This window comes from Actinoplanes sp. NPDC051537, assembly GCF_055586105.1.
On the sequence record NZ_JBVJIU010000016.1, the window covers coordinates 133,447 to 156,883 of the forward strand.

Annotated in this window: 18 protein-coding genes, 1 tRNA gene and 1 pseudogene; 13 read left to right on the forward strand and 7 right to left on the reverse strand. The window is 71.4% G+C overall.

What is annotated here, in order from left to right:
- Positions 1 to 83: 83 nt before the first annotated feature.
- On the forward strand, positions 84 to 368 hold the full coding sequence (locus ACZ6TB_RS34565; RefSeq protein WP_465561714.1) for a TadE family type IV pilus minor pilin: 285 nt from the start codon (positions 84 to 86) through the stop codon (positions 366 to 368).
- A 104-nt stretch (positions 369 to 472) separates the two neighbouring features.
- Complete coding sequence (locus tag ACZ6TB_RS34570) at positions 473 to 841, forward strand: Rv3654c family TadE-like protein (RefSeq protein WP_465561716.1); 369 nt, start codon at positions 473 to 475, stop codon at positions 839 to 841.
- Here ACZ6TB_RS34570 and ACZ6TB_RS34575 read toward each other — a convergent pair.
- Positions 823 to 3,225 carry a DEAD/DEAH box helicase gene (locus ACZ6TB_RS34575; protein WP_465561957.1) on the reverse strand — a complete coding sequence of 801 codons (2,403 nt, stop codon included), beginning with the start codon at positions 3,223 to 3,225 and terminating at the stop codon, positions 823 to 825. The genes ACZ6TB_RS34570 and ACZ6TB_RS34575 overlap by 19 nt on opposite strands.
- Before the next feature lie 160 nt (positions 3,226 to 3,385).
- Here ACZ6TB_RS34575 and ACZ6TB_RS34580 point away from each other — a divergent pair, with 160 nt between their 5' ends.
- The 7 genes and pseudogenes from ACZ6TB_RS34580 to topA all read left to right on the forward strand — a co-directional run bounded on the left by ACZ6TB_RS34580 (position 3,386) and on the right by topA (position 11,538).
- Positions 3,386 to 3,745 (forward strand): STAS domain-containing protein, encoded by a 360-nt coding sequence (locus tag ACZ6TB_RS34580; protein WP_465561718.1) that lies wholly within the window; start codon positions 3,386 to 3,388, stop codon positions 3,743 to 3,745.
- The gene (locus ACZ6TB_RS34585; protein ID WP_433299930.1) at positions 3,742 to 4,182 is read left to right on the forward strand and encodes an ATP-binding protein; all 441 of its coding nucleotides are present in this window, start codon (positions 3,742 to 3,744) and stop codon (positions 4,180 to 4,182) included. The genes ACZ6TB_RS34580 and ACZ6TB_RS34585 overlap by 4 nt, the downstream gene beginning before the upstream one ends.
- 248 nt (positions 4,183 to 4,430) lie before the next feature.
- Positions 4,431 to 6,785 (forward strand): sodium-translocating pyrophosphatase, encoded by a 2,355-nt coding sequence (locus ACZ6TB_RS34590; protein WP_465561720.1) that lies wholly within the window; start codon positions 4,431 to 4,433, stop codon positions 6,783 to 6,785.
- A 76-nt stretch (positions 6,786 to 6,861) separates the two neighbouring features.
- Entirely contained in the window at positions 6,862 to 7,392 is a 531-nt protein-coding gene (locus tag ACZ6TB_RS34595; protein ID WP_465561722.1) for a hypothetical protein, read from the forward strand.
- Positions 7,393 to 7,422: 30 nt separating this feature from the next.
- Positions 7,423 to 7,731: pseudogene (locus ACZ6TB_RS34600) on the forward strand (hypothetical protein); the annotation flags it as partial.
- On the forward strand, positions 7,723 to 8,556 hold the full coding sequence (locus ACZ6TB_RS34605; RefSeq protein WP_465561959.1) for a hypothetical protein: 834 nt from the start codon (positions 7,723 to 7,725) through the stop codon (positions 8,554 to 8,556). The pseudogene ACZ6TB_RS34600 and the gene ACZ6TB_RS34605, both read left to right, overlap by 9 nt.
- A 195-nt stretch (positions 8,557 to 8,751) precedes the next feature.
- Complete coding sequence (gene topA / locus ACZ6TB_RS34610) at positions 8,752 to 11,538, forward strand: type I DNA topoisomerase (protein WP_465561724.1); 2,787 nt, start codon at positions 8,752 to 8,754, stop codon at positions 11,536 to 11,538.
- Between the two features lie 3 nt (positions 11,539 to 11,541).
- Here the strand turns inward: topA and ACZ6TB_RS34615 are convergent, their stop codons facing one another.
- The gene (locus ACZ6TB_RS34615; protein WP_465561726.1) at positions 11,542 to 12,843 is read right to left on the reverse strand and encodes a D-arabinono-1,4-lactone oxidase; all 1,302 of its coding nucleotides are present in this window, start codon (positions 12,841 to 12,843) and stop codon (positions 11,542 to 11,544) included.
- 137 nt (positions 12,844 to 12,980) lie between these two features.
- Between ACZ6TB_RS34615 and ACZ6TB_RS34620 the strand changes: the two genes are divergently transcribed.
- A complete protein-coding gene (locus ACZ6TB_RS34620) occupies positions 12,981 to 13,610 on the forward strand; it encodes a TetR/AcrR family transcriptional regulator (RefSeq protein WP_465561728.1) in 630 nt (209 codons plus the stop codon).
- Between the two features lie 4 nt (positions 13,611 to 13,614).
- On the opposite strand, the gene ACZ6TB_RS34625 is transcribed toward ACZ6TB_RS34620, so the two are convergent.
- Positions 13,615 to 14,817 carry an amino acid deaminase/aldolase gene (locus ACZ6TB_RS34625; RefSeq protein ID WP_465561730.1) on the reverse strand — a complete coding sequence of 401 codons (1,203 nt, stop codon included), beginning with the start codon at positions 14,815 to 14,817 and terminating at the stop codon, positions 13,615 to 13,617.
- Between the two features lie 104 nt (positions 14,818 to 14,921).
- Between ACZ6TB_RS34625 and tmk the strand changes: the two genes are divergently transcribed.
- The gene (gene tmk / locus ACZ6TB_RS34630; RefSeq protein ID WP_465561961.1) at positions 14,922 to 17,141 is read left to right on the forward strand and encodes a dTMP kinase; all 2,220 of its coding nucleotides are present in this window, start codon (positions 14,922 to 14,924) and stop codon (positions 17,139 to 17,141) included.
- A 42-nt stretch (positions 17,142 to 17,183) separates the two neighbouring features.
- Here tmk and ACZ6TB_RS34635 read toward each other — a convergent pair.
- A tRNA-Thr gene (locus ACZ6TB_RS34635) sits at positions 17,184 to 17,257 on the reverse strand.
- A 101-nt stretch (positions 17,258 to 17,358) separates the two neighbouring features.
- Here ACZ6TB_RS34635 and ACZ6TB_RS34640 point away from each other — a divergent pair.
- A complete protein-coding gene (locus tag ACZ6TB_RS34640) occupies positions 17,359 to 19,086 on the forward strand; it encodes a metallophosphoesterase (RefSeq protein WP_465561732.1) in 1,728 nt (575 codons plus the stop codon).
- 84 nt (positions 19,087 to 19,170) lie between these two features.
- Here the strand turns inward: ACZ6TB_RS34640 and ACZ6TB_RS34645 are convergent, their stop codons facing one another.
- The gene (locus ACZ6TB_RS34645) at positions 19,171 to 20,010 is read right to left on the reverse strand and encodes a PSP1 domain-containing protein (RefSeq protein ID WP_465561734.1); all 840 of its coding nucleotides are present in this window, start codon (positions 20,008 to 20,010) and stop codon (positions 19,171 to 19,173) included.
- Between the two features lie 158 nt (positions 20,011 to 20,168).
- Here ACZ6TB_RS34645 and ACZ6TB_RS34650 point away from each other — a divergent pair, with 158 nt between their 5' ends.
- Positions 20,169 to 21,959 carry a hypothetical protein gene (locus ACZ6TB_RS34650; protein ID WP_465561735.1) on the forward strand — a complete coding sequence of 597 codons (1,791 nt, stop codon included), beginning with the start codon at positions 20,169 to 20,171 and terminating at the stop codon, positions 21,957 to 21,959.
- Between the two features lie 404 nt (positions 21,960 to 22,363).
- Here the strand turns inward: ACZ6TB_RS34650 and ACZ6TB_RS34655 are convergent, their stop codons facing one another.
- Entirely contained in the window at positions 22,364 to 22,954 is a 591-nt protein-coding gene (locus ACZ6TB_RS34655; protein ID WP_465561737.1) for a hypothetical protein, read from the reverse strand.
- 185 nt (positions 22,955 to 23,139) lie between these two features.
- Entirely contained in the window at positions 23,140 to 23,436 is a 297-nt protein-coding gene (locus tag ACZ6TB_RS34660; protein ID WP_465561739.1) for a hypothetical protein, read from the reverse strand.
- Position 23,437: the final 1 nt, after the last annotated feature.

Here is a 23,437-nt window from a genome sequence, read left to right on the forward strand (position 1 = left end):
GGATGTCTCCCCCCTCCCCCCCCCCCCCCCCCCCCCCCCTCCCCCCCCCCCCCCCCCCCCCCCCCCCCCCCCCCCCGGCGCTCATGATGCTGCTCCTCGCCGGGCTCACCGCGGTCGCGGCGGTGACGGCCAAGGGGCAGTGCGTCGACGCGGCGCGGGAGGGCGCGCTGGCCGGCGCCCGGGGCGAGGCCGCGACGGCGGCGGCGGTCCGGGTGGCGCCCGCGGGCGCGGAGATCGACGTCGGCGCGGGGACCGAGACGGTGACGGTGGTGGTGCGGGCGCCGGTTCGGTTGCTGGGCGCGCACCTTCCGGCGATCACCGTGGAGGGCCGCGCGGTGGCGGCGCGCGAGCCGGAGGCGGGCGCATGAGACGGATGGGGGCGCGAGCCGAGGGCGGGCGCATGAGACGGATGGGGGCGCGAGCCGGAGGCGGGCGCATGAGACCGATGGGCGCGCGAGCCGGAGGCGGGCGCATGAGATCGATCGGGGACGGCGATCGGGGAGCGGCGTCAATTTTCTTGCTGGCGGTCGGACTGGTGCTGGTTCTGGCGGGGCTCGCCGGCACGTCGGTGGGGACCGCGCGGGTGGGGCGGCATCGGGCGGAGAGCGCGGCCGACCTGGCGGCGCTGGCGGGGGCGGCGCATGCGATCTACGGCGAGGGGGAGGCGTGTGGGCGGGCCGCGCGGTTCGCGGTGGCCAACGGCGGGCGGATGACCTATTGCGCGGTCGACGGCCTCGAGGTGGTCGTGTGGGCCGAGGTCGAGGTGCGGCCGATGCCGGGCATGGTGCGGCGGGCGGCGGCGGGTGCGCGGGCGGGACCGGTCTACGGCGTCGTGGGGTGAGCGGGATCGGCGGCCGGCCGAGGCGGAGGCGTGGGGTGCGCGGGATCGGCGGCCGGCCAAGGCGGGGGCGTGGGCTGAGCGGGATCGGTGGCCGGCCGCGGGGTGGGCAAGGGCGCGGGGTAGGGGGCGGGGGCCGACGACAAAGCGGCGAGGACGGCGTCGAGGACGGAGACGGCGCCGGGCTTGTGGAGGGGGTTGTTGCCGTTGCCGCACTTGGGGGACTGGACGCAGGACGGGCAACCGGTCTCGCACGCGCACGCGGCGATGGCCTCTCGGGTGGCGCGCAGCCACTCGGCGGCGGTGGCGTAGGCGCGCTCGGCGAAACCGGCGCCGCCGGGGTGGCCGTCGTAGACGAAGACCGTGGGGGCCTCGGTGTCCGCGTGGTTGGCCGTGGAGAGGCCGCCGATGTCCCAGCGGTCGCACGTGGCCATCAGCGGCAGCAGGCCGATCGCGGCGTGTTCGGCGGCGTGCAGGGCGCCGGGGAAGTCGGGTGGGGTGACGCCGGCCGCCTCCAGGGCTCGGGGCGAGACCGTGAACCAGACCGCGACCGTGCGCAGCTCGCGCACCGGCAGGTCGAGCGGGCGGGTGTCGATCAGCTCGCCCGAGCCGAGGCGGCGGCGCTGGTAGGAGACCACCTGGTTGGTCACGTCGACCTCGCCGAGGAACAGGCCCACGGGGCCGGCGTCCACGTACGAGCGGACGTTGACCACCGCCAGGTCCGTCACGTCGCGGGCGTGCGTCGACCAGTCCGGGTCCTCCTGGTGCACGAGCGCGACCGCGTCGTCGAGGTCGAGCTCGTCGACGATGAACGTCACGCCCTGGTGCAGGTAGACCGCGCCGGTGTGGAGCATGACGTGGGACGAGCCGGCGTCGACCGTGCCGAGCAGGCGGCCGGTCGACGACTCCACCACCTGGACCGGGGCGCCGCCGGTGCCGCGCAGGTCGACGTCGGGGCGGCCGGTGTGCGTCCAGTACCAGCCGGACGGGCGCTTCCGCAGCGCGCCCGACTCGGTCAGGGCGTCGACCGCGGCCCGCGCCACGTCGCCGCCGAAGAGCTCGATGTCGGCCGTGGTCAGCGGGGCCTCGGAGGCGGCGCAGCACAACTGCGGGCCGAGCACGTACGGGTTGGCCGGGTCGAGCACCGTCACCTCGACCGGGCGCCCGAACAACGCCGACGGGTGGTGCACGAGGTAGGTGTCCAGCGGATCGTCCCGGGCGATCAGCACCGCGAGCGCCTCCCCGCCGGCCCGGCCGGCCCGCCCGGCCTGCTGCCACAGCGACGCTCGCGTGCCGGGGTAGCCGCAGATCAGCACCGCGTCCAGCCCGACCAGATCGACGCCGAGCTCCAGCGCGTTGGTCGAGGCGAGCCCGAGCAGGTCGCCCGACAGCAGCCGCCGCTCGATCGCCCGCCGGTCCTCCTTGAGGTAGCCGGCCCGGTACGCCGCCACGCGCTCGCCGAGCCCGACCCCGGGCACGGCCTCGTCGAGCTGCCGCCGGGTCACCGCCGCCACCACCTCGGCCCCGCGTCGCGACCGCACGAAGGCCAGCGTCCGCGTGCCGGCCACGATCGCGTCGGTCAGCAGGTCGGCTGTCTCGCGCAGCGCCGAGCGCCGGGTGGGCGGGAGCTCCGGGTCCGAGGAGACGAGCGGCGGCTCCCACAGCGCGAAGGTGGTCGCCCCGCGCGGCGACGTGTCCTCGGTGACGGCCGTGACCGGCAGGCCGATCAGCCGCGAGGCGGCGCCGGCCGGATCGCCCGATGTCGCCGACGCCAGGATGAACGTGGGCGAGCCGCCGTAGCGGGCCGCGGCCCGGCGCAGACGCCGGAGCACGTGCGCCACGTGCGAGCCGAACACGCCGCGGTACGTGTGGCACTCGTCGATCACCACGTAGGCGAGCCGGCGGAGGAACGTCGCCCAGCGCTCGTGGCCGGGAAGCATCCCATGATGCAACATGTCGGGGTTTGTCAGGACGTAACGCGAGTACTGGCGGATCCACTCCCGTTCCTCGCGCGCCGTGTCACCGTCGTACGTGGCCGGCCGTACCTCCGGAAGACCGAAACCGGCGACGGCGCGCAACTGATCCGCCGCCAGCGCCTTCGCCGGCGCGATGTAGAGCGCCGTCGCGCGCGGATCGGTCAGCAGCCGGCTCAGCACCGGCAGCTGATATCCCAGCGACTTGCCCGACGCGGTCCCGGTCGCCAGCACGACGTTGGCGCCGTCGAACGCCAGCGTGGCGGCCCGCACCTGATGAGCCCACGGCGCGGCGTGCCCGAACGCGGTGATGAGCGAGGCCGGCGCCCACGACGGCCAGTCCCCGGTCACCCCGTCCCGGGCCGGCACCCGCTCGATGTGGGTCACGGCGGGCGAGGAGAGAAAGTGGGTCACGGCGGGCGAGGAGAGCCGGAGCGAGGATGCCGTTGACGTCACGTCCAGCACTGTTACACCGGTATGGGCGCAACCTCAAACGGGTACGACGGGAGGGTGCCATGCGTCGGCCAAACTCCGTCGGTGGTTAGATTCGCTGAGTAGATCGGGAGGAGGAGCGATGGAGCTGTCCCTTGCGACTCGGACCGTCGCCGAGCACACGGTGCTCGAGGTGGGCGGCGAGGTCGACGTCTACACGGCTCCGAGGCTGCGTGAGCGCCTCGTCGAGCTGGTCGACGCGGGCGCCCGCAACGTGGTCGTCGACCTCGGCGGCGTCGACTTCCTGGACTCCACCGGTCTCGGCGTGCTGGTCGGCGCGATGAAACGGCTGCGGGTCGCGAACGGCACGTTCGGGCTCGTCTGCTCCAAGGAACCGTTGCTGAAGATCTTCCGGATCACCGCGCTGGACCAGGTTTTCCCGATCTACCCCACGATCGAGGCGGCGACCGAAGACGGCGACGGCAGCGGTCCGACTTCGTGATGGCGACGGTTCGGCTGTCCTTCTCGCCGGCGCCCGTGCACGTCCGCACGGCACGGCTCGTCGGCGTGGCGGTGGCCCGCCGCGCGGGGGTCGCCGAGGAACTGCTGGACGAGGTGCGGCTCGCGATCGGCGAGGCGTGCACGCGGGCCGTGGCCCTGCACAACCAGTACGGCCTCCCCGACCTCGTGACGGTCGAAATGTCTGATTCGGACTCATACGCGGTTCGAGTGATCGATCATGCCCCGATCGAGGCGAGCGTCGGACTGGCCAAGTTGCCGCCGGACGAGCTCGCCGACGAGTCCTTGACGGACGAGGCGCTCACCACCGGCGTGGGCTTCGCCCTGCTCGCCGGATTTGTCGATGACCTGCAGGTTCGTCCGGTCGACGACGGTCCGGGGACAGAGGTCCGAATGGTGTGGCCGGTGCAGCGGAGATGACCTCCTAAAGATCAAAAAAGATCTTTGGCCCCCTGGCGCTGCGCTAACACAGCGGCGAACATCACCACGACACGGCCGGAGCCGGGTGTGACCACCACCACGACCGGCCGATACAGTACGCGAGTTATCAGCTACTGCTCCTGGTCCCGCGTCCGCGGGGCCCAGTTGTCGTCTCCCCCGGTAGCGGGGATGCGCCCGGGCGGTCTCGTCCGTCGCCACGGGTGCGGTCGTTGTACAGGAGGACATTGATGTCCGGGACCTTGATAACTTCTGCCGCGGGCGGAGTGTCCCTGAGCGGTTCAAACGTCACATTCATCATCGTCGCGCTGGTCTTCGCGCTCGTCGCGCTGGCCTTCGCCGCGATGTTCGTCCAGTCGGTACTCAAGGCCGGGCGTGGCACCAAGAACATGCAGGAGATCGCCGGCGCCGTGCAGGAGGGCGCCTCGGCGTACCTGTTCCGCCAGTTCCGAACTCTGGCGATCTTCGTCGTCATCGCGGTCGTCCTGCTCTACCTCCTGCCGGTGCACGACACCGACAACGAGGTATGGGTCAAGATCGGTCGCTCGCTCTTCTTCATCGTGGGCGCGGTCTTCTCGTCGTTCATCGGCGGCGCGGGCATGGCCCTGGCGACGCGGGCGAACCTGCGGGTGGCCGCGGCCGCCGGCGAGGAGGGCGGTCGCGAGACCGCGATGGGCATCGCGTTCCGCACCGGCGGCGTGGTCGGCTTCCTCACGGTCGGCCTGGGCCTGTTCGGCGGCGCGCTGGTCGTCCTGATCTTCAAGAACGACGCGCCGACGGTGCTCGAGGGCTTCGGCTTCGGCGCCGCGCTGCTCGCCATGTTCATGCGGGTCGGCGGCGGCATCTTCACCAAGGCCGCGGACGTCGGCGCCGACCTGGTCGGCAAGGTCGAGCAGGGCATCCCCGAGGACGATCCGCGTAACGCCGCGACCATCGCCGACAACGTGGGCGACAACGTCGGTGACTGCGCCGGCATGGCCGCCGACCTGTTCGAGTCGTACGCGGTGACCCTGGTCGCCGCCCTGATCCTGGGCCAGGCCGCATTCGGCCAGGACGGCCTGATCTTCCCGCTGATCGTCTCCACGATCGGCGTCGTGATCGCGATCGTCGGTGTCTTCATCACCCGGCTGCGTCAGTCCGACCGGAACGGCCTCACCGCCATCAACCGGGCGTTCTACATCTCGGCCGTGCTCTCGGCGATCGCCGTGGCCGTGGTCAGCTTCATCTACCTGCCGAGCAGCTTCGCGGACTTCCATGACAACGCCATCGCGCCCGGCATCGTCGAGAGCGGGCGCGACCCGCGCTTCGTGGCGATCGGGGCCGTCGTGATCGGCATCGTGCTGGCCGCCGCCATCCAGGCGCTGACCGGCTACTTCACCGAGACCAACCGTCGCCCGGTGCAGGACATCGGCAAGTCGTCGCAGACCGGCGCCGCCACCGTCGTGCTCGCCGGCATCAGCGTCGGCCTCGAGTCGGCCGTCTACTCGGCCCTGCTGATCGGCGCCGGCGTCTACGGCGCGTTCCTGCTCGGCGGCTCGTCGCTGACCCTGTCGCTGTTCGCGGTCGCGCTGGCCGGCACCGGCCTGCTCACCACGGTCGGCGTCATCGTCGCGATGGACACCTTCGGCCCGATCTCCGACAACGCGCAGGGCATCGCCGAGATGTCCGGCGACGTCGACGAGAAGGGCGCGCAAATCCTCACCGAGCTCGACGCGGTGGGCAACACGACCAAGGCGATCACCAAGGGCATCGCGATCGCCACGGCCGTCCTCGCCGCCACGGCGCTGTTCGGCTCGTACACGAACAGCCTGGCCAGCTCGCTGGCCGACGCCGGGATCAAGGATGTCGGCGCCGAGATCCTCGGCCTGCTCAACATCGCCAACCCGCGTAGCCTGGTCGGCCTGCTGATCGGCGCCGCGGTGGTCTTCCTCTTCTCCGGCCTGGCGATCAACGCGGTCTCCCGCTCCGCCGGCGCGGTCGTGATGGAGGTTCGCCGCCAGTTCCGCGAGCACCCGGGCATCATGGACCGCACCGAGCGGCCCGAGTACGGCCGCGTCGTGGACATCTGCACCCGGGACGCGCAGCGCGAGCTGCTCACCCCCGGTCTGCTGGCGATCATGGCCCCGATCGCGGTCGGCTTCGGCCTCGGCGCCGGGGCGCTCGCGTCCTACCTGGCCGGTGCGATCGGCACCGGCACGCTGATGGCGGTCTTCCTGGCCAACTCGGGCGGCGCCTGGGACAACGCCAAGAAGCTGGTCGAGGACGGCTCGTACGGCGGCAAGGGCTCCGAGGCGCACGCCGCGACGGTCATCGGCGACACCGTGGGTGACCCGTTCAAGGACACCGCCGGCCCGGCCATCAACCCGCTGCTCAAGGTGATGAACCTGGTCTCGCTGCTGATCGCCCCGGCCGTCGTGAGCTGGAGCATCGGCAAGGACGCCAACACCCCGCTGCGGGTGACCATCGCCGTCGTGGCGGCCGCGATCGTGGTCGTGGCGGTCGTGATCAGCAAGCGCAAGCCGATCTCGATGGGCGACGACACCCCCGTGGACAACTCGACGCCGTCGGAAAAGGTCAGCGCCTGACGGATTGCCGGGGCATCCGTAACGGGTGCCCCGGCACCATGGAAGGTTGTCATACCCGGGCCGTACGCTGCTTCCCATGCGTGCGGCCCGTCCTCTTTCGGTAGTGCTCACGGTCGCGCTCGTGCTGAGCGTCGCGGCCTGCGGAGGCGCGCACGGCGCCCGGGCCTGGGCAGCGTCGGTGTGCACGACGCTGGGCCCCTGGCGCACCGAGATCGGCTCGCTGACCAACCGCGCGCAGCAGCAGATGGAGATCGCGACCACCCCCGGTCAGGCCAAGGAAAATCTGAGCCGCCTCTTCATGGGTGCCAAGGACGCGAGCGAGAAAGCGCGGGCCGGCGTGGTCAAGGCGGGCGTGCCCGACGTCGACAACGGCAAGCAGATCGCCGCCGGCTTCACCGGTTCGCTGGCCTCGATGCGCGACGCCTACGGCCGGGCCGCGACCGGCATCGACGGGCTGGCCCCGGCCCCGGCCAAGGCCTTCTACGAGCAGGTGGGCAAGGTGGTCGACCAGCTCAACGCCGACTACAAGGCGAGCAGCCTCGACACCAGCAAGCTCAACTCGACCGAGCTGCAAGAGGCCTTCGACGAAGTGCCCGAGTGCCGGTGAGCGCGGCCACGATGACCGAGTGCCGGTGAGATGACCGAGACGGGCTGGCCGCTCATCCCGCGCGAGGTGCTGCCCGCGCCCGTTCCGGCGGCCAAGCGTCGCCCGCTTCCGCGTCCGCATCATCCCGATCCGGGCCGTCAGCTCCCGTTCTTCGGGGCCGAGACCACCGAGCCGTCGCCCGCCGATCTGGCCGGTCTGCTGGCCGGGCCGGGCCGCCTGGGCCGGATGGGCGGCACGGCCCGGGTCACGGTCGAGGTCGATGCCGCGTGGCGGGTCCACGTCCTGGTCGCCGAGTTGGTGGCGCGCGGGCTCACGGTCCAGTGGCGCCCAATTCAAGATCACGATCAAGAGCAAGAGCAGCCGGCGCCCGTACGGTCGGAGCCCCCCGAAAACGAGCCGGTTGCCGACCCGCTCGACGACGTCTACCCCGACCCCGACGAGTGGCCCGACTCGTCCCCTGCGGATGAGCCGCCCGGCGGCGATCTTCTGGAGGATGGCCGGAGAGATCGCCAAGATCCGAGCGCCGGCCGGCACCTTCCTGTCCCAGGGGAGCTCTCTCTCACGGCCGGCCGGCGCCCGCATGGCGAGGAGCAGCCCGACCGGCCGACACCCCCGGTCGAGCCCGACACGGAAAGGGCACTTCACAAAGAGACAGAAGGGGACGAACCCGAGGAGGAAGGGGCAGAACAGGAGCACCGGCCGAGGTTTGAGGTGCTCACGGCGTACTCCAGTCGATTGAATGCCCTCGCCCGGGCCTGGCCGGAGGCGACCGCCCAGCTGTTTCTCTCCGGGCCGCGCCTGCGTCTCTGGGTCGCCGCGGCCGGTGAGCCGGTCGCCGGCGGCTACGCTTTGGGCCTCGGCCTGGCTCCGCCGTCCGTCGGACCAGGCTTGGGTAGAGGCCTGGCTCCGCCGTCCGTCGGACCAGGCTTGGGTAGCGGCCTGGCTCCGCCGTCCGTCGGACCAGGCTTGGGTAGAGGCGGGGTCAAAGACCTGGTCGCGATCGATGCCGCCCTGGTCCGGGTCGGTCTGGCCGGCCGCCTGTCGGACGATGGGCGACACTATTTAATAGTGGGCAAGCGACGTCTCCGGCGCCTCGCCGAGTTGGTCGGCGAACGGCCCGGCGCGGCGCCCGCGGACGGGTGGCCCGACGGCGCAGGTGCGTGATCTTCCTGGATTGTGTGCGACACGACCGCATGTTCGCGGTGTACGGTGTCGCCGTCGGACGCATGCGGTGGCCGGACCGTTACCATCCGACTCCGGGGTTCCCGGGGAATGTGTGCTCCTCCGGCGCGTTACGTTGAAAGTCTGTGCTCCGCATGTCCAGATGGCGGAACGCTGAGTGTGAAGTTTGGGAGTGCCGTGCCGAATGACACCAGGACGATCCGTCTGGTCATCGTCGAGTCCCCGTCGAAGGCCAAGACGATCGCCGGTTACCTGGGGCCCGACTATTTTGTCGAGGCCTCCTTCGGTCATGTCCGCGACCTGCCACGCAACGCCGCCGACGTGCCCGCGAAGTACAAGGGCGAGTCGTGGGCGCGACTAGGCGTCGACGTCGACAACGGCTTCCACGCGCTCTACGTCGTCTCGCAGGACCGCAAGCAACAGATCGCCAAGCTGCAGAAGCTGGCGAAGGAGGTCGACGAGATCTTCCTCGCCACCGATGAGGACCGCGAGGGCGAGGCGATCGCCTGGCACCTGGTCGAGACGATCAAGCCCAAGGTCCCGGTCAAGCGGATGGTCTTCCACGAGATCACCAAGCCGGCCATCCAGGCGGCGGTGGCCAACCCGCGCGAGATCGACCGCGACCTGGTCGACGCGCAGGAGGCCCGGCGCATCCTCGACCGTCTCTACGGCTACGAGGTCAGCCCGGTCCTGTGGAAGAAGGTGATGCCCCGCCTCTCCGCCGGGCGCGTCCAGTCCGTGGCGACGCGCATCGTGGTCGAGCGTGAGCGGCAGCGCATGGCGTTCCGCACCGCCGAGTACTGGGACATCCTCGCCACCCTGTCCGTACAGGGGCAGGTCGAGGGCCCGCGCACCTTCCCGGCCACGCTGATCGCCCTCGACGGCGACCGGATCGCCACCGGCCGCGACTTCGAGCCCACCACCGGCAAGGTCAAGCCCGGCGCCGGTGTGGTGCACCTCGACGAGGCCGGCGCACGTGGCCTGGCCGCCCGTCTCGAGGACCGCCCGTTCCGGGTCACCCGGGTCGAGGAGAAGCCGTACCGCCGCCGGCCGTACGCGCCGTTCATCACCTCGACGCTCCAGCAGGAAGCGGCCCGCAAGCTGCGGTTCTCCGCCTCGCAGACGATGCGCACCGCGCAGCGGCTGTACGAGAACGGCTTCATCACCTACATGCGTACCGACTCGGTCAACCTGTCGGAGACCGCGCTCACCGCGGCCCGCCGGCAGATCGCCGAGCTCTACGGCCAGTCGAACGTGCCGCCGCAGCCGCGCCGCTACACCGGCAAGGTGAAGAACGCGCAGGAGGCGCACGAGGCGATCCGCCCCGCCGGCGACAACTTCCGCACGCCGGGCGAGGTGGCCAACGAGCTGTCGACCGACGAGTTCAAGCTGTACGAGCTGATCTGGCGCCGCACGATCGCCTCGCAGATGACCGACGCCGTCGGCAACTCGGTGAGCGTCCGGATCCGCGCCATCTCCACCTCCGGCGAGGAGGTCGACTTCGCCGCGTCCGGCAAGACGATCACCGACCCGGGCTTCCTGCGCGCCTACGTCGAGTCGTCCGACGACGAGAACGCCGAGGCCGAGGACGCCGAGCGCCGCCTGCCGACCCTGGTCAAGGACCAGCCGCTGACCGCCGAGGAGCTGGCCGCGGCCGGGCACCACACCTCGCCGCCGGCCCGCTACACGGAGGCCTCGCTGGTCAAGGCGCTGGAGGAGCTGGGCATCGGCCGCCCGTCGACCTACGAGTCGATCATGCGGACCATCCAGGACCGCGGCTACGTCGAGAAGCGTGGCCAGGCCCTGATCCCGTCGTTCCTGGCGTTCGCGGTGATCGGCCTGCTCGAGGGGCACTACCCCCGGCTGGTCGACTACAACTTCACCGCCGCGATGGAGACCCAGCTCGACGACATCGCCGGTGGCGACCACGCGGCGCTGGACTTCCTCACCTCTTTCTACTTCGGCAGCCAGACGGCCGGCGCCGAGGACACGATCGCCGCGGCCGGCGGCCTGAAGAAGATGGTGACCGAGAACCTGAGCGCCATCGACGCGCGCTCGGTCAACTCGATCCCGCTCTTCTTCGACGAGGACGGCCGCCAGGTCGTGGTCCGGGTCGGCCGCTACGGGCCGTACCTGCAGCGTCAGCTTCCGGGTGCCACCGAGGAGCTGCCGGAGGACCGGGTCTCGATCCCCGAGGGCGTCGCGCCCGACGAGCTGACCCCCGAGAAGGTCAACGAGCTCTACCTCGGCGGCGGGGGCGAGCGCTCCCTGGGCGACGACCCGGCCACCGGCGAGTCGGTCCAGCTCAAGTCGGGCCGCTTCGGACCGTACGTGCAGGCCGGCGAGCGCAAGTCCTCGCTGTTCCGCAGCCAGTCGCCCGAGACGGTGACCCTCGAGCAGGCGCTCAAACTGCTCACCCTGCCGCGGACGCTGGGCAAGGACCCGGAGGGCAACGAGATCCTCGCCGCGAACGGCCGGTACGGGCCGTACGTGAAGCGCGACAACGACTTCCGGTCGCTGGAGAACGAGGACAAGCTGTTCACGGTCACCCTCGACGAGGCGCTCGCCCTGCTCGCGCAGCCGAAGACCCGGCAGCGTCGCGAGGCCAAGCCGCCGCTGCGCGAGATGGGCCCGGACCCGGTCACCGAGAAGCCGATGATCATCAAGGAGGGCCGCTTCGGGCCGTACGTGACCGACGGGGAGTACAACGCCTCCCTGCGGCGCGGTCAGACGCCCGAGGAGCTCACGGTCGAGCAGGCCTCCGAGATGCTGGCCGAGAAGCGGGCCAAGGGCCCGGCGCCGAAGAAGAAGGCGGCGGCCAAGAAGGCGCCGGCCAAGAACGCCGAGCCGGCCGCGGCCAAGAAGGCCCCGGCCAAGAAGGCGGCGGCGAAGAAGGCGACGCCGGCGAAGAAGGCCGCGGCCAAGAAGGCCGCCCCCAAGAAGGCGACGGCCTCCGCCGAGTAGGGATTACGCGCCGAGCACCCGGTCCAGGTAGTCGTTGGTGAAGACCCGGGCCGGGTCGAGGCGGTCGCGCACGGCCACGAAGTCGTCGAACTTTTCGTAGACGGGCCGCAGGTCGGCGGCCGAGCGGTAGTGCAGCTTGCCCCAGTGCGGCCGCCCGCCGAGCGGCTGGCAGACCGCCTCGACGGCCCGGAAATACGGCTCGTAGTCGACCCCGGTGTACTGGTGCACGGCCACGTAGGCGGACTCGCGCCCGTAGCCGTGCGAGAGCCAGACGTCGTCCGGCCCCGTGAAGCGCACCTCGACCGGGAACTGGACCTTGAACGGCATGGACTCGATCACGCGGGGCAGCGCCTCGATCACCTCGGGCAGGGCGGTACGCGGGATCTCGTACTCCATCTCGGTGAAGTGCACCCGCCGCGGCGTACAGAAGACCCGGTCGGAGCGCTCGGTGTAGGTCCTGGCGGTGAGCGCGCGGGCGGCGACCGCCGAGATGGTCGGCACCGTGCCCGGCGCCACCTTGCCGAGCCGGCAGACCGCCCCGAAGACCGTGTTGGAGAGGAACTCGTCGTCCATCCAGCCGCGGAACCGCGACAACGGCCGGTCGTTGGCCGGCACCTTGTTATTGATCTTCAGCTGGGCCCGGTCGGTGTACGGGTACCAGTAGAACTCGACGTGCTCGTTGGCCGGGATCCACTCGTCGAGGCCGGCCAGCACCTCGGTCAGCGCCATCGGCCGCTCGTCGGCCAGCAGCGTGAAGGCCTCGGTGCAGCGCAGCGTCACCTCGACCAGGATGCCCAGCGCCCCGAGCCCGAGCCGCGCGGCCGGGAAGATCGGGTCATCCTTGGTCACCTCGAGCACCTCGCCCGAGCCGGTCACCAACTTGACACCCTCTACACACGAGGCGAGGGTGGAGTGCCCGGCGCCGGTGCCGTGCGTACCGGTCGAGATCGCCCCCGCGACGGTCTGCTGGTCGATGTCGCCGAGGTTGGGCATCGCCAGACCGTGCTCGGCGAGCAGCGCGTTCAGGGCGTGCAGCGGCATGCCGGCCTGCACGGTCACCAGCGACCCGTCGATCGACACGAGACCGGCGAGCCGATGCAGGAAGAGCCGCTGATCGTCGGCCACAGCGATGGCAGTGAATGAGTGTCCGCTGCCCACGGCCTTGATCCGGCGTCCGGAACCGGACGCATCCTTGACCTGGGCCGCGAGCTCGTCGACAGTGCCAGGAGTCAGGATGTCGGTCGCGAGAGAGTGCTGGTTGCCGCCCCAGTTGGTCCACCGGCGGCCGATTACGGGGGTAGTCATTATGGCTTTGTCCTCCGTACGAGCGGACAGTCGCACAAAACTGGGCGTGTGGAGTGTCCTCCGCGTCCCGTCGATGCCTCTCGCTCGTTGATCCGAGTAACGTTCCGATTATCACTGCTGAGAGGGAGTGGCGACGCGTGTCGACACCAACCGTCACCACCGGGCCGCTGCGGCGGGTCCCGGTGCAGGGCAGAAGCGTTGCCCGGGTCCAGCGCATGCTCGACGCCTGCGCCGAGCTCGTCGATGAGGTGGGCTATGAGGGCCTGACCACGACGCTGCTCGCCGAACGAGCCGAGGTCGCCATCGGCTCCGTCTATCAGTTCTTCCCCGACAAACGAGCGATCGTGCAGGCGTTGGCCATGCGCAACATGGATGCGTACCTGCAGGGTCTTTCCGCCCGATTCGCCAGCGAGACGTTCGCCCACTGGTGGGACGGCGTCGACGCGGCCATCGACGTCTACATCCAGATGCACCGCAGCGTGCCGGGCTTCCGCACGCTGCACTTCGGCGACGTGGTGGACGTGCACCTGCTGGACATCGAGCGGGACAACAACGCGGTCATCGCCGATCGGCTGGCCGAGCTGCTGGTCGACCAGTTCCAGCTGATGGACCGGGCGCGGCTTCGCTTCGCGCTGCAGATCTCGGTCGAGGCGGCGGACGCGCTGATCAAGCTGGCGTTCCGGCGGGACACGAACGGCGACGAGTCCGTGCTGACCGAGGCAAAGGCTCTGATCCGGGAGTACCTGCACCGCCACGTCACCGCCTAGCCGGTCAGCCCAGCCAGGCATGGCCCTCTCCGCGGTAGGTCGGGGCCGGGGCCGCTGTCTCACCGTCGATCAGCTGAAGCTCGTTGACGTGCTCGCACAGTTCGCCGGCCTTCGCGTGGCGGAACCACACCCGGTCGCCGGGCCGCAGCGTGTCGGCCACCGCTCCGAGCAGGGGCGTCTGCACCTCGCCGGCGCCCTCGTCGGGCTTGAACCGCAGCCCCTCCGGCAGGTAGGGCTGCGGCAGGCGGGAGCGCTCGGCCGGGCCGGACGCGACCCAGCCGCCGCCGTGCACGGTGGCGATCCGCGGCGCCGGGCGGCGCACGACCGAGAGCGCGAAGAACGCGGCGGGGGTGGGCTGCCAGCTCCGGTACGCGTCGAAGAGCGTCGGCCCGTAGAGACCGGACCCGGCGGTGACCTCGGTGACCACCGGGTCGGCGCTGGTGGCGGCGACGCTGCCGGTGCCGCCGCCGTTCACGAACTCGAGGTCGGCGTGCTCGCGTACCGCGGCGACGGCCTCGGCGCGGCGCCGGACGATCTCGGGGTAGGACCGGGACTGCATGAGCCGGATGGCGCCGCCGCGCAGGGCCTGGCGGGGCGGCGCGTCACCCACGCCGGCGATCTGCGCCTCGTACGACATGAGGCCGACCAGCTGGAAGCCCGGACGGGCGACCAGGCGGCGGGCCAGCGCCGAGGCCTGGGCGGCGGAGTGCACGGGGGAGCGGCGTACGCCGACGTGCAGTGGCCCGGGTTTCCAGGAGGAATCGAGGTCGATGCAGAGGCGTACGTCCGGGCGCTTGCCGGGCGACGTCACCTGGTCGACCACGTCGAGGTGCGCCGGGTGGTCGACCATGATCGCGATGGCGGCCGCGAGCTTGGGGTCGCCGGTCAGTTCCGCGATCGCCGTCCGGTCCACCGTCGGGTAGGCCAGCAGCACGTCGTCGGTGACTCCCGCGCGGACCAGCCAGATCGCCTCGGCCAGCGTGTATGCCATGACGCCGTGCCAGCCCGGCTTGGCCAGCGCCCGCTCGATCAGCTGCCGGCAGCGCACCGACTTGCTGGCGAGCCGGACGGGCTTGCCACCGGCCCGCTTGACCAGCTGGGCGGCGTTGTCGTCGAACGCGGCCAGGTCGACCGCCGCGATCGGCGTCTCGAGATGCCCGGTCGCCCGGTCGAGGCGCTGCTTGAGCTTGTTGCGGTCGGCAATCACGCCAGCACGTTAGCGCCTTCATCCGGCAATGCGAAAGACATTCATTTATCCGCCACCCGAACGTGCGAAACCGGGCCGGTCGGGGCGGCCGGTTAGAGTGCTCCCTGGCAGGGATCACGGGAGGTACGGACATCGACACCGAAACGCGCGAAACCGGACCTGTCGACCTATCAGGGTTCGCGGCGCTGCGCTCCGTCCTGCGCATCCGGCCGTTCCGCCGGCTCTGGCTGGTCCTGAGCCTCGCCTCCTTCGGCGACTGGATCGGTCTCCTCGCCACGGGCATCTTCGCGGCGGCGCAGTTCCAGAGCAGCGCGGGCCAGGGTGCGGCCTTCGGCGGCACGATCGCCGTACGGCTGCTGCCGGCCCTGCTGCTGGGACCGATCGCCGGCGTCTTCGCCGACCGGTTCGACCGTCGCTACACGATGGTCATCACCGACCTCATCCGGTTCGTCTTCTACGGGTCGATCCCGATCGTGCCGCTGCTGGGCGCCTCGCCCGCGCAGACCGTCGCCTGGGCCGCGATCGCCACGTTCATCGGCGAGACGGTCACGCTGATCTGGATCCCGGCCAAGGAAGCCGCGGTCCCGAACCTGATCCCCAAGTCGCGGATCGAGATCTCCAACCAGCTCACCCTGGTCACCACCTATGGGATCACGCCGATCCTGGCCGCGCTGGCGCTTTCGGCGCTGACCGCGGGCGTGCAGCAGTCGGGCGTGACGCTGCCCGACTGGGCCCAGCCGGTGGAGCTCGCGCTCTACATCAACGCGATCTCCCGGCTCGCCACCGCGCTCACCGTCTTCTTCGGCATCAAGGAGATCGGCGGCAAGAGCGCGGAGCGGCAGCGCGAGGCGCAGCAGAGCATGGTGCGCCAGTTCCTGGACGGCTGGAAGTACATCGGGAGCACCCCGCTCGTACGCGGCCTGGTGCTGGGCATCTTCGGCGCGTTCGCGGCCGGCGGCGTGGTGATCGGCGCGGCCAAGACCTTCGCCACCTCGCTGGGCGCCGGCGAGGCCGCGTTCTACCTGCTCTTCGGCGTGATCTTCATGGGCCTCGCGGTCGGCATCGGCCTCGGCCCGATGATCATTCGCGAGCTGTCCCGGCGCCGCTGGTTCGGCATGAGCATCGTGCTGGCTAGCGGCTCGGTGATGTTCCTCGGGATCGCGTTCCACCTGTCCATGGCGCTGGTCGGCGCCCTGCTGGTCGGCGCCGGCGCGGGCATGGCCTTCCTGGCCGGCACCACGCTGCTCTACGGCGAGGTGGACGACGCCGTCCGCGGCCGGGTCTTCGCGGTGGTCCAGATCGGCGTCCGGATGGTCCTGCTGCTGGCCATCACGCTCGCCGGCTTCATCGTCGGCCTGGGCAGCTCCCGCCGGGTCGACCTGGGCGCGTTCAGCGTCGACGTCTCCACCACGCGCATCGTGCTGCTGGTGGCGGGCGCGATCGGCATCTGGGTGGGCATCGGGTCGTTCCGGCAGATGGACGACAAGCGCGGCGTCCCGGTGCTGGCCGACCTGTGGGGCTCGATCCGGGGTCGACCGCTCGCACCGGACGAGGACTTCGTGCGTACCGGCGTCTTCGTGGTTTTCGAAGGCGGCGAGGGCGCCGGAAAGTCGACGCAGTTGGGCCGCCTGGCCTCGTCGTTGCAGGCTTCGGGGCATGACGTGGTCGTGACCCGCGAGCCGGGCGCCACCGAGCTCGGCGCCCGCATCCGCAGCCTGGTGCTCGACAAGGGCAACGCGCCGGCCCCGCGCGCCGAGGCCCTGCTCTACGCGGCCGACCGCGCCCACCATGTGGCTTCGGTCGTGCGCCCGGCCCTCGCGCGCGGTGCGGTCGTGATCAGCGACCGGTACGTCGACTCGTCGCTGGCCTACCAGGGCGCCGGCCGTACGTTGCCGGTAGCCGAGATCTCCTGGCTCTCGTCCTGGGCGACCGGTGGTCTCAAGCCCGACCTGGTGGTGCTGCTGGACGTGGATCCCGGGGTCGGGCTCAGCCGGGTCGACTCCCGTGGCCAGGGCCAGGACCGCTTGGAGAGCGAGTCCCGGGCATTCCACGAGCGGGTCCGGTACGCGTTCCTGGATCTCGCCGCCGCCGACCCGAAGCGTTACCTGGTCCTCGATGCCGCCCGCCCCGCCGACGAGATCGGGTCGGCCGTGTCCGAGCGTCTGTCCGGCATGCTGACCGCGCCGCACGTGCCGCCCGCTCCGGCCTCCACCGCCGTCCCGCCGGGCCCGGATCTGGACGCTCCCGACCTGCAAAGCCCCGGAGGTCTCGAGGAGATGGCCGAGGTCCTCGGGGTCGAGGACGAGCCGCCCAAGCGCCGCTGAACGGACGAAGGCCCAGGTCGGTTGACCTGGGCCTTCATAGTGAGCCGCCTGACGGAATCGAACCGTCGACCTACGCATTACGAGTGCGTCGCTCTAGCCGACTGAGCTAAGGCGGCAACGAGAGATAAGTGTACGGGACACGGCCGCACGTTCCCCACCGGGATACCCCACCCGGCGCGCCTGTGTTCTGTCGCACCCCGGGACTAATGTGCCTGGCGTGACCGACGTCCACTCGCGGCCGGCCGAGGCCGAGCCCGTCGTCCCGCCCCGGCCTCGGAGCATGGAGCCCAAGGAGCTCGGCTTCACGCCGCAGCGCCCGGTGGGCTGGCTGGCGCCCCTGCTGCTGCTCAGCACCGGCCTGCGCGCGCTGCTGGCGATCCTCTTCGGGGCCTATCTCGACAAGCGCGAGCTGCAGAACTCCTTGGACGACTCGTGGTTCGACCACTCCGCCTCGGCCTCCGAGGACGGCGAGATGTGGTTCGACTACGTGGCCGACCTCGGCGACGGCTTCCACGCGACCTATTCGGTGGCGTGGCTGCTCGCCCAGCCGAGCCTCGAGGTCGACGGGGCCGAGCTGCCCCGGGGCCGGCTGCTGATGATGGGTGGCGACCAGGTCTACCCGCTGGCCAGCGGCGACGGTTACGAGAGCCGCATGAAGGGTCCCTATCGCGCGGCCCTGCCCGAGCCGCCCGCCGGTCAGCCGCGGCCGGCGCTGTTCGCGCTGCCCGGCAACCACGACTGGTATGACGGACTCACCGCGTTCCTGCGCCTGTTCGCGCGCCGCAAGGACGGCCACATCGGCGGCTGGCGCACCGAGCAGCGGCGGTCCTACTTCGCGATCAAGCTGCCCGGCAACTGGTGGCTGTTCGCGATGGACGAGCAGTTCGGGGCGTACATCGATGATCCGCAGTTGCTCTATTTCGAGAGCGCGGCCCGCAACGTACGCCCGGAAGATCGCATCATCCTGGCGACGCCGTCGCCGAAATGGGTCAAGGCGGCCGACGCGCCGCAGGAGTACGACGCCACCGACTACTTCCTCCGCACCATCCTCGCCCCGACCGGCGCCCACGTGCGGGTGCTGGTCTCCGGCGATCTGCACCACTACGCGCGCTACTCGGGCGACGACCGGCAGCTGATCACCTGCGGTGGCGGCGGGGCCTACCTGCTGGCCACCCACCAGCTGCCCGAGCAGATCACCGTCCCGCCGAAGGAGACGCTGACCCGCAACAAGAGCCGCAGCCGGGTCTACGACCTGGTCTCGCGCTTCCCCGACGCGGCCACCTCGCGGCGGATGAGCTGGGGCGTCTTCAAGAACGTGCCGGCCCGCAACCCCGGCTTCGCCACCATGCTCGGCATCATCCAGACGCTGACCATGCTGGCCATGGCCGGCGCCGCCAGCCAGGGCGGCAACGTCCAGCGCCTGTTCACCATCCCGCTGGGCCTGATGATCGTCCTCATCCTGGCCGGCACCGTGCTGTTCGCCCGCCCGCCGGGCGCCGCGTTCGCCCATCACGCCCGGCATTGGCTCTTCGGCCTCGGGCACGGCTTCGCCCAGATCGGCCTCGCGGTCCTCGGTACCTGGGTGTGGCTCGCGCTGCCGGCGCACGACTGGGCCTGGCCCGGCCCGCTGGTCGTGGCCGCGGTCGTCTACGGCCCGATCATCGGCTTCCTGTCCACCCAGTTGTGCGCGCTCTACCTGCTGATCGCGGGCCAGTTTCAGGTGAATGTCAACGAGCTCTTCGCCGGCCAGGGCATCGAGGATGCGAAGAGCTTTCTGCGCCTGCACATCGCGGCCGACGGCACCCTGACGATCCATCCCATCGGCATCGACAAGGTCTGCAAGAAATGGACCCCCGACCCCGACGCGGAGCCGCACGCGTCGTGGCTGCGCCCCGACGCTCCGCTGGTGGTCCACCCCATCGAGCCGCCGATCGAGGTGCGCTAGCCCTTCGCCGCATCAAGCGCCGACCTCGATGCGTTAGCTAGCTTCTTCGCCGCTTCAAGCGCACGGGCCGCCGGCCGCGGTGCGTTAGCCGCTGTAGCGCTCCTCGTGGCTCTGGCGCGGGCCGCAGACCGAGGCGCGGCTGCACGAGCAGCGGGAGCCGTCGGCGTCCATGCGCACCACCACCTCGTCGCGCGGGACGCTGTGGGCGACCACTCGGCCGTCGCCCTCGGGGGTGGTGACCCGGGTGCCGACGGCGGGGGCGGCCGCCTGGAACTTCTGGTAGAGCGGGTGCTCGTACTTCAGGCAGCACATCAACCGACCGCACGCGCCGGAGATGCGCAGGGGGTTGAGCGGCAGGTCCTGGTCCTTCGCCATCCGGATGGTGACCGGCTCGAAGTCGGTGAGGAACGTGGCGCAGCACAGATCGCGGCCGCAGGAGCCGATGCCGCCCTGCACCCGGGCCGAGTCGCGGGCCGACAGCTGGCGCAGCTCGACCCGGCAGTGCAGGGTCGCGCCGAGGTCGCGCACCAGCGACCGGAAGTCGACCCGGTGCGGCGCCGTGAAGTAGATGGTCGTGCGCGGGCCACCCGAGCCGGCCTGATCCAGCACGTGATCGACGGCGACCACCTTCATCGGCAGCTCATGCGCCTTGATCAGCTTCTTCGCGGCGACCTTGGCCTCGGCCTTGCGCTTGCGCAGCAGCTCGTCGCGGCGCAGGTCGTCGTCGGCCGCGAGGCCCACGACCTTGGGGAACGCGGTCGTCTCCTCGTCCACCCACTGCGCCGCCCAGACGCACTCCGCCACCTCGGGCCCGTCGTCGGTGGGCACGAGCACCCGGTCGCCGACCTGAGGCGAGAACTCACCCGGATCGAGGTAGTAGAGACGGCCGTACCGGTTGAAACTGACCGCGCACAGCATGCCCATGACGAACACACTACGACGCCCTGTCGGCCGTACCAAATGCCGGTTTTGAACTACCCGCGGGGGTTGTCGCATAGATATGACGCAACCGCCCAGATCGACCTTCGTTGGGCAGACCCGTAGAGCCGCCCCATTGCGGAACACTTCGGGAGGGAACTGCCATGAAGCCCGCCAGGTCGCTGGCCGCCAGTGTCGTAGCACTCGGATTCGCCGGTTCGGTCGCCGCGCCACTGCCCGCTTTCGCCGCGCCCGCGCCTTGCGAACGGGCCGAGAACTACGCGGCGCAGTCCGGCGCCGAACTGTTCCGCATCGAACGGCTGGAGGTGCGGGGCGGCGCCGGCGGCGAGGAACGGCCGGTGGCCAAGGAGCGGGCGCCGGTCGCACGGACTCTCGGCGCCGACGAAGGGGCCTTCGATCCCACCGAGGACAACGGCGAGGACAGCGACAGCCCCAGCGAGTCCATCGGCGAGACCGGGGTCGCGATCCTGCACCAGATCTTCCCGAGCGACTCGTTCCTCCCGCAGTCCGACGTCTTCCCCGTCGGTGAGTCCGGGGAGGACACCGGTGGCCAGGGTGGCGGGGGCGCGATGGCCGAGGACGACGACCGGGCGAGCCTCGGCGAGGTGGGTGTCGGCGAGGCCCGTACGGCGCTGATCGGCACCGCCTCGGTCAAGTCGGCCGCCGTGGCCCGCATTCTCGACGGTGAGGCCGACGGCAAGCCCTCGTGGACGAAGCAGGTCCTGCAGGTGGCCCCGCCGACGCACGCCAAGCCGGCGACCCGCACCACTTCGGCCGGCCGGGTCGGACCGCTCAAGCTCGGCGCCGGCGACGTTTCCGGCCACGCCCGCTGGGACGCCGGAATGGCCTGCGGGGAGGTCGCCGGCGAGGCCTCGCGCGCCGAGGCCGCGGTGAACGGCGCGAGCATCCTCGGTGGCACGAAGACGGCACTGGTCCGCATGCCGGCGAAGGCATCGAGCCTGAGCACAACGGCATTGAAAGGACAAGGCGACGGCGCCCGTACGGTGGCGACGGCCACGATCACGACCGGTCGCATAGAGCTGGCCGGCGGCCGGGTGCGGTTGCGCGTGCTGCAGGCGCCGTCCCTGTCCGCGACCATGTCGACCACCGAGGGCGGCGACGTGCACTACCAGCCGGCGCTGATCGAGGTCTCCGGCGACGGCATAGCCACAAAGCGCCTGACCACCGCCGGCGACCACGTCGACGTCACCCTGACCCCCGGCAAGCAGCCGACCGAGGGCGTGCTGGACGCCATGGGCATGCGGGGCCTGCACTCGAGCCGTCCGCTGCCCCTGCCGCACGTAGCCGGCCTGCCCACGGTGGCCGCACCGACCCCCGAGTCGGCCACCACGCCCCCCGACGGCACCCGCTTGCGCATCGAGCTGGGCGGCGTACGCGAGGCGCGCAAGGGCCACGCGATAGCAGCCCGAGCCACCGCGCTGAAGGTGTCGGTAGCCGAGGGCCGCAAGTCCGACGGCAGCGAGTCCGGCTACGGCAGCAAGTCCGACGGCGGCCAGTCCGGCTACGGCAGCAAGTCCGACGGCAGCGGCAGCGCCGACGCCAGCAAGTCCGACGGCAGCAAGTCCGGATACGGCAGCGGCAAGTCCGACGGCAGCGGCAAGTCCGACGGCAGCGGCAAGTCCGACGCCGGCAAGTCCGACGGAGGCAGCCAGTCCGATGGCAGCAAGTCCGACGGCCGCACCAAGTCCGGCTACGGCAGCAGCCAGTCGCTCACCGTCTCGGTCGGCCTGCTCGAGGCCGCCGCGGTAGCCCCCGAGTCCGCCCCCACCGGCGGCGCCGCGGGCGGCGAGGCCGCCGGCCTCCCGATCACCGGTCCGCAGGTGAGCGGCCTGGCCCTCGCCGGCGCGACGCTCCTGGTCGCCGGCGTGGCCGCCGTGCTGCTCGGCATGCGCCGCCGCCGCTCCCGCTCGTGAGTGCCGGGCCGGCGTCGTTCCCGCTCGCAAGCGCCGGGCCGCCGCTCCCGCTCGCAAGCACCGGCCCCTGCGGTTCTTGCTCGGGAGCGCCAGGCCCGCGGCTCCGAACGGGCGCCTCCGCCCTTCGCAGTGAGCGACGTTCGGGGCCGCCGTGAGCGGCGACGCGCCCCGGGTAGCCGGTTCCGCAACGAGGTCATCCGAATGGACACTCGTCTATGAACCGAGCGTCGGAACGCCCTCGACGGTCGTGCTTTCCTCGTCCGCCGAGCGTCTCTAACCGCGGCCCGGACCGCGACAACGGTCGATCGATGGCGTTGAGTAGGCATCACCTGCGGGGGGTGCAGGAGGACGCGGCGTCGTATTCGGCAGCAGACCCGAATTCGGCGCCGCGCCCGCGTCCGGGGTCACATCGGGATCGCCACCTCGAGGTCGGCCGAGCCCTCCAGCAGGTCGGCGGCATCGGCGTAGGCCTCGGCGACCGCACGCAGCACGTGGGTCGCAACCTCGGCGGCGGCCCGCCCGTCGGAGCCCGCCGCCAGGGTCAGCGCCTCGCTCGAGGCCAGCACCTCGGCCAGCGCCGTCGCCAGGCCGGCCCGGGCCTGCGCCATCCAGTCGATCAGCGCCTGGGCCAGGTCGGCCGACGCTTCCAGGCGCTCGTCCAGGCTTTCCCCGTCGCCGCTCAGGCGGTCGGCCACCCGGGTGCGCATCTCCGCGTACGCCTCCGAAGCCTCGCCGCTCCAATCACCCGGCGGCGGCAGTCCCGACGCCACCTCGGCACACGCCCGCGCGTCGGCCCGCAGCGCCGGCACCGCGTCGTCGAAGGCCGTAGGCCGCAGGGCCGCGACCGCCAGCGCCGCCTCGCCGGGCAGGAGCCGCACCCGCCGCAACTGACCCCAGACCTCGTGCTCGGGCGGCGCCCCCTCGCTGCCGAGCAGGTCGTCGACCAGCCGAAGCAACGGCAGCGCGACCGTGAGCACCTCGTCGAGCCGGTCCATCACAGCACCCGCTCCAGCCGCCGAAGCGATGACAGCACCTCGTCGAGCCGGTCCATCACAACTCCCGCTCCAGCCGCCGCCGAAGCGATGACAGCACCTCGTCGAGCCGGTCCATCACAACTCCCGCTCCAGCCGCCGCCGAAGTGACGGCAGCGCGATCGCGAGCACCTCGTCGAGCCGGTCCATCACAACTCCCGCTCGAGCCGCCGGCGGACGGCGTCGTCGGTCGCCGAATAGTCGCGGGCCGTTGCCCGCACCGACGTCGCGGTCTCGGTGAGCCGCGTCGCCAGGCCGGCCGCCTCGCGGGCGCGCGCGTCGATGACCGCCTGCCAGCGGGCATGCAGCGCCCGCCCGAGGCGGCCGGGCACGCCGGCGTCGTCGGCGCCGAACGCGGTCGCGGTGACGGTCAGCGCCGGCATCCGCCGGTCGACGGTGGCCAGCGTGTCGGCCGCCCGATCGAGGCGGTCGGCGATGTGATCCATC

What these genes read in the sequence shown, in the direction of transcription:
- ACZ6TB_RS34650 (WP_465561735.1), top strand. Translation starts at nt 20,169, where the DNA reads ATGAAGCCCGCCAGGTCGCTGGCCGCCAGTGTCGTAGCACTCGGATTC.
- ACZ6TB_RS34595 (WP_465561722.1), top strand. Translation starts at nt 6,862, where the DNA reads ATGCGTGCGGCCCGTCCTCTTTCGGTAGTGCTCACGGTCGCGCTCGTG.
- ACZ6TB_RS34615 (WP_465561726.1), bottom strand. Translation starts at nt 12,843, where the DNA reads ATGACTACCCCCGTAATCGGCCGCCGGTGGACCAACTGGGGCGGCAAC.
- ACZ6TB_RS34590 (WP_465561720.1), top strand. Translation starts at nt 4,431, where the DNA reads ATGTCCGGGACCTTGATAACTTCTGCCGCGGGCGGAGTGTCCCTGAGC.
- ACZ6TB_RS34580 (WP_465561718.1), top strand. Translation starts at nt 3,386, where the DNA reads ATGGAGCTGTCCCTTGCGACTCGGACCGTCGCCGAGCACACGGTGCTC.
- ACZ6TB_RS34565 (WP_465561714.1), top strand. Translation starts at nt 84, where the DNA reads ATGATGCTGCTCCTCGCCGGGCTCACCGCGGTCGCGGCGGTGACGGCC.
- ACZ6TB_RS34570 (WP_465561716.1), top strand. Translation starts at nt 473, where the DNA reads ATGAGATCGATCGGGGACGGCGATCGGGGAGCGGCGTCAATTTTCTTG.
- ACZ6TB_RS34660 (WP_465561739.1), bottom strand. Translation starts at nt 23,436, where the DNA reads ATGGATCACATCGCCGACCGCCTCGATCGGGCGGCCGACACGCTGGCC.
- ACZ6TB_RS34645 (WP_465561734.1), bottom strand. Translation starts at nt 20,010, where the DNA reads ATGGGCATGCTGTGCGCGGTCAGTTTCAACCGGTACGGCCGTCTCTAC.
- ACZ6TB_RS34655 (WP_465561737.1), bottom strand. Translation starts at nt 22,954, where the DNA reads ATGGACCGGCTCGACGAGGTGCTCACGGTCGCGCTGCCGTTGCTTCGG.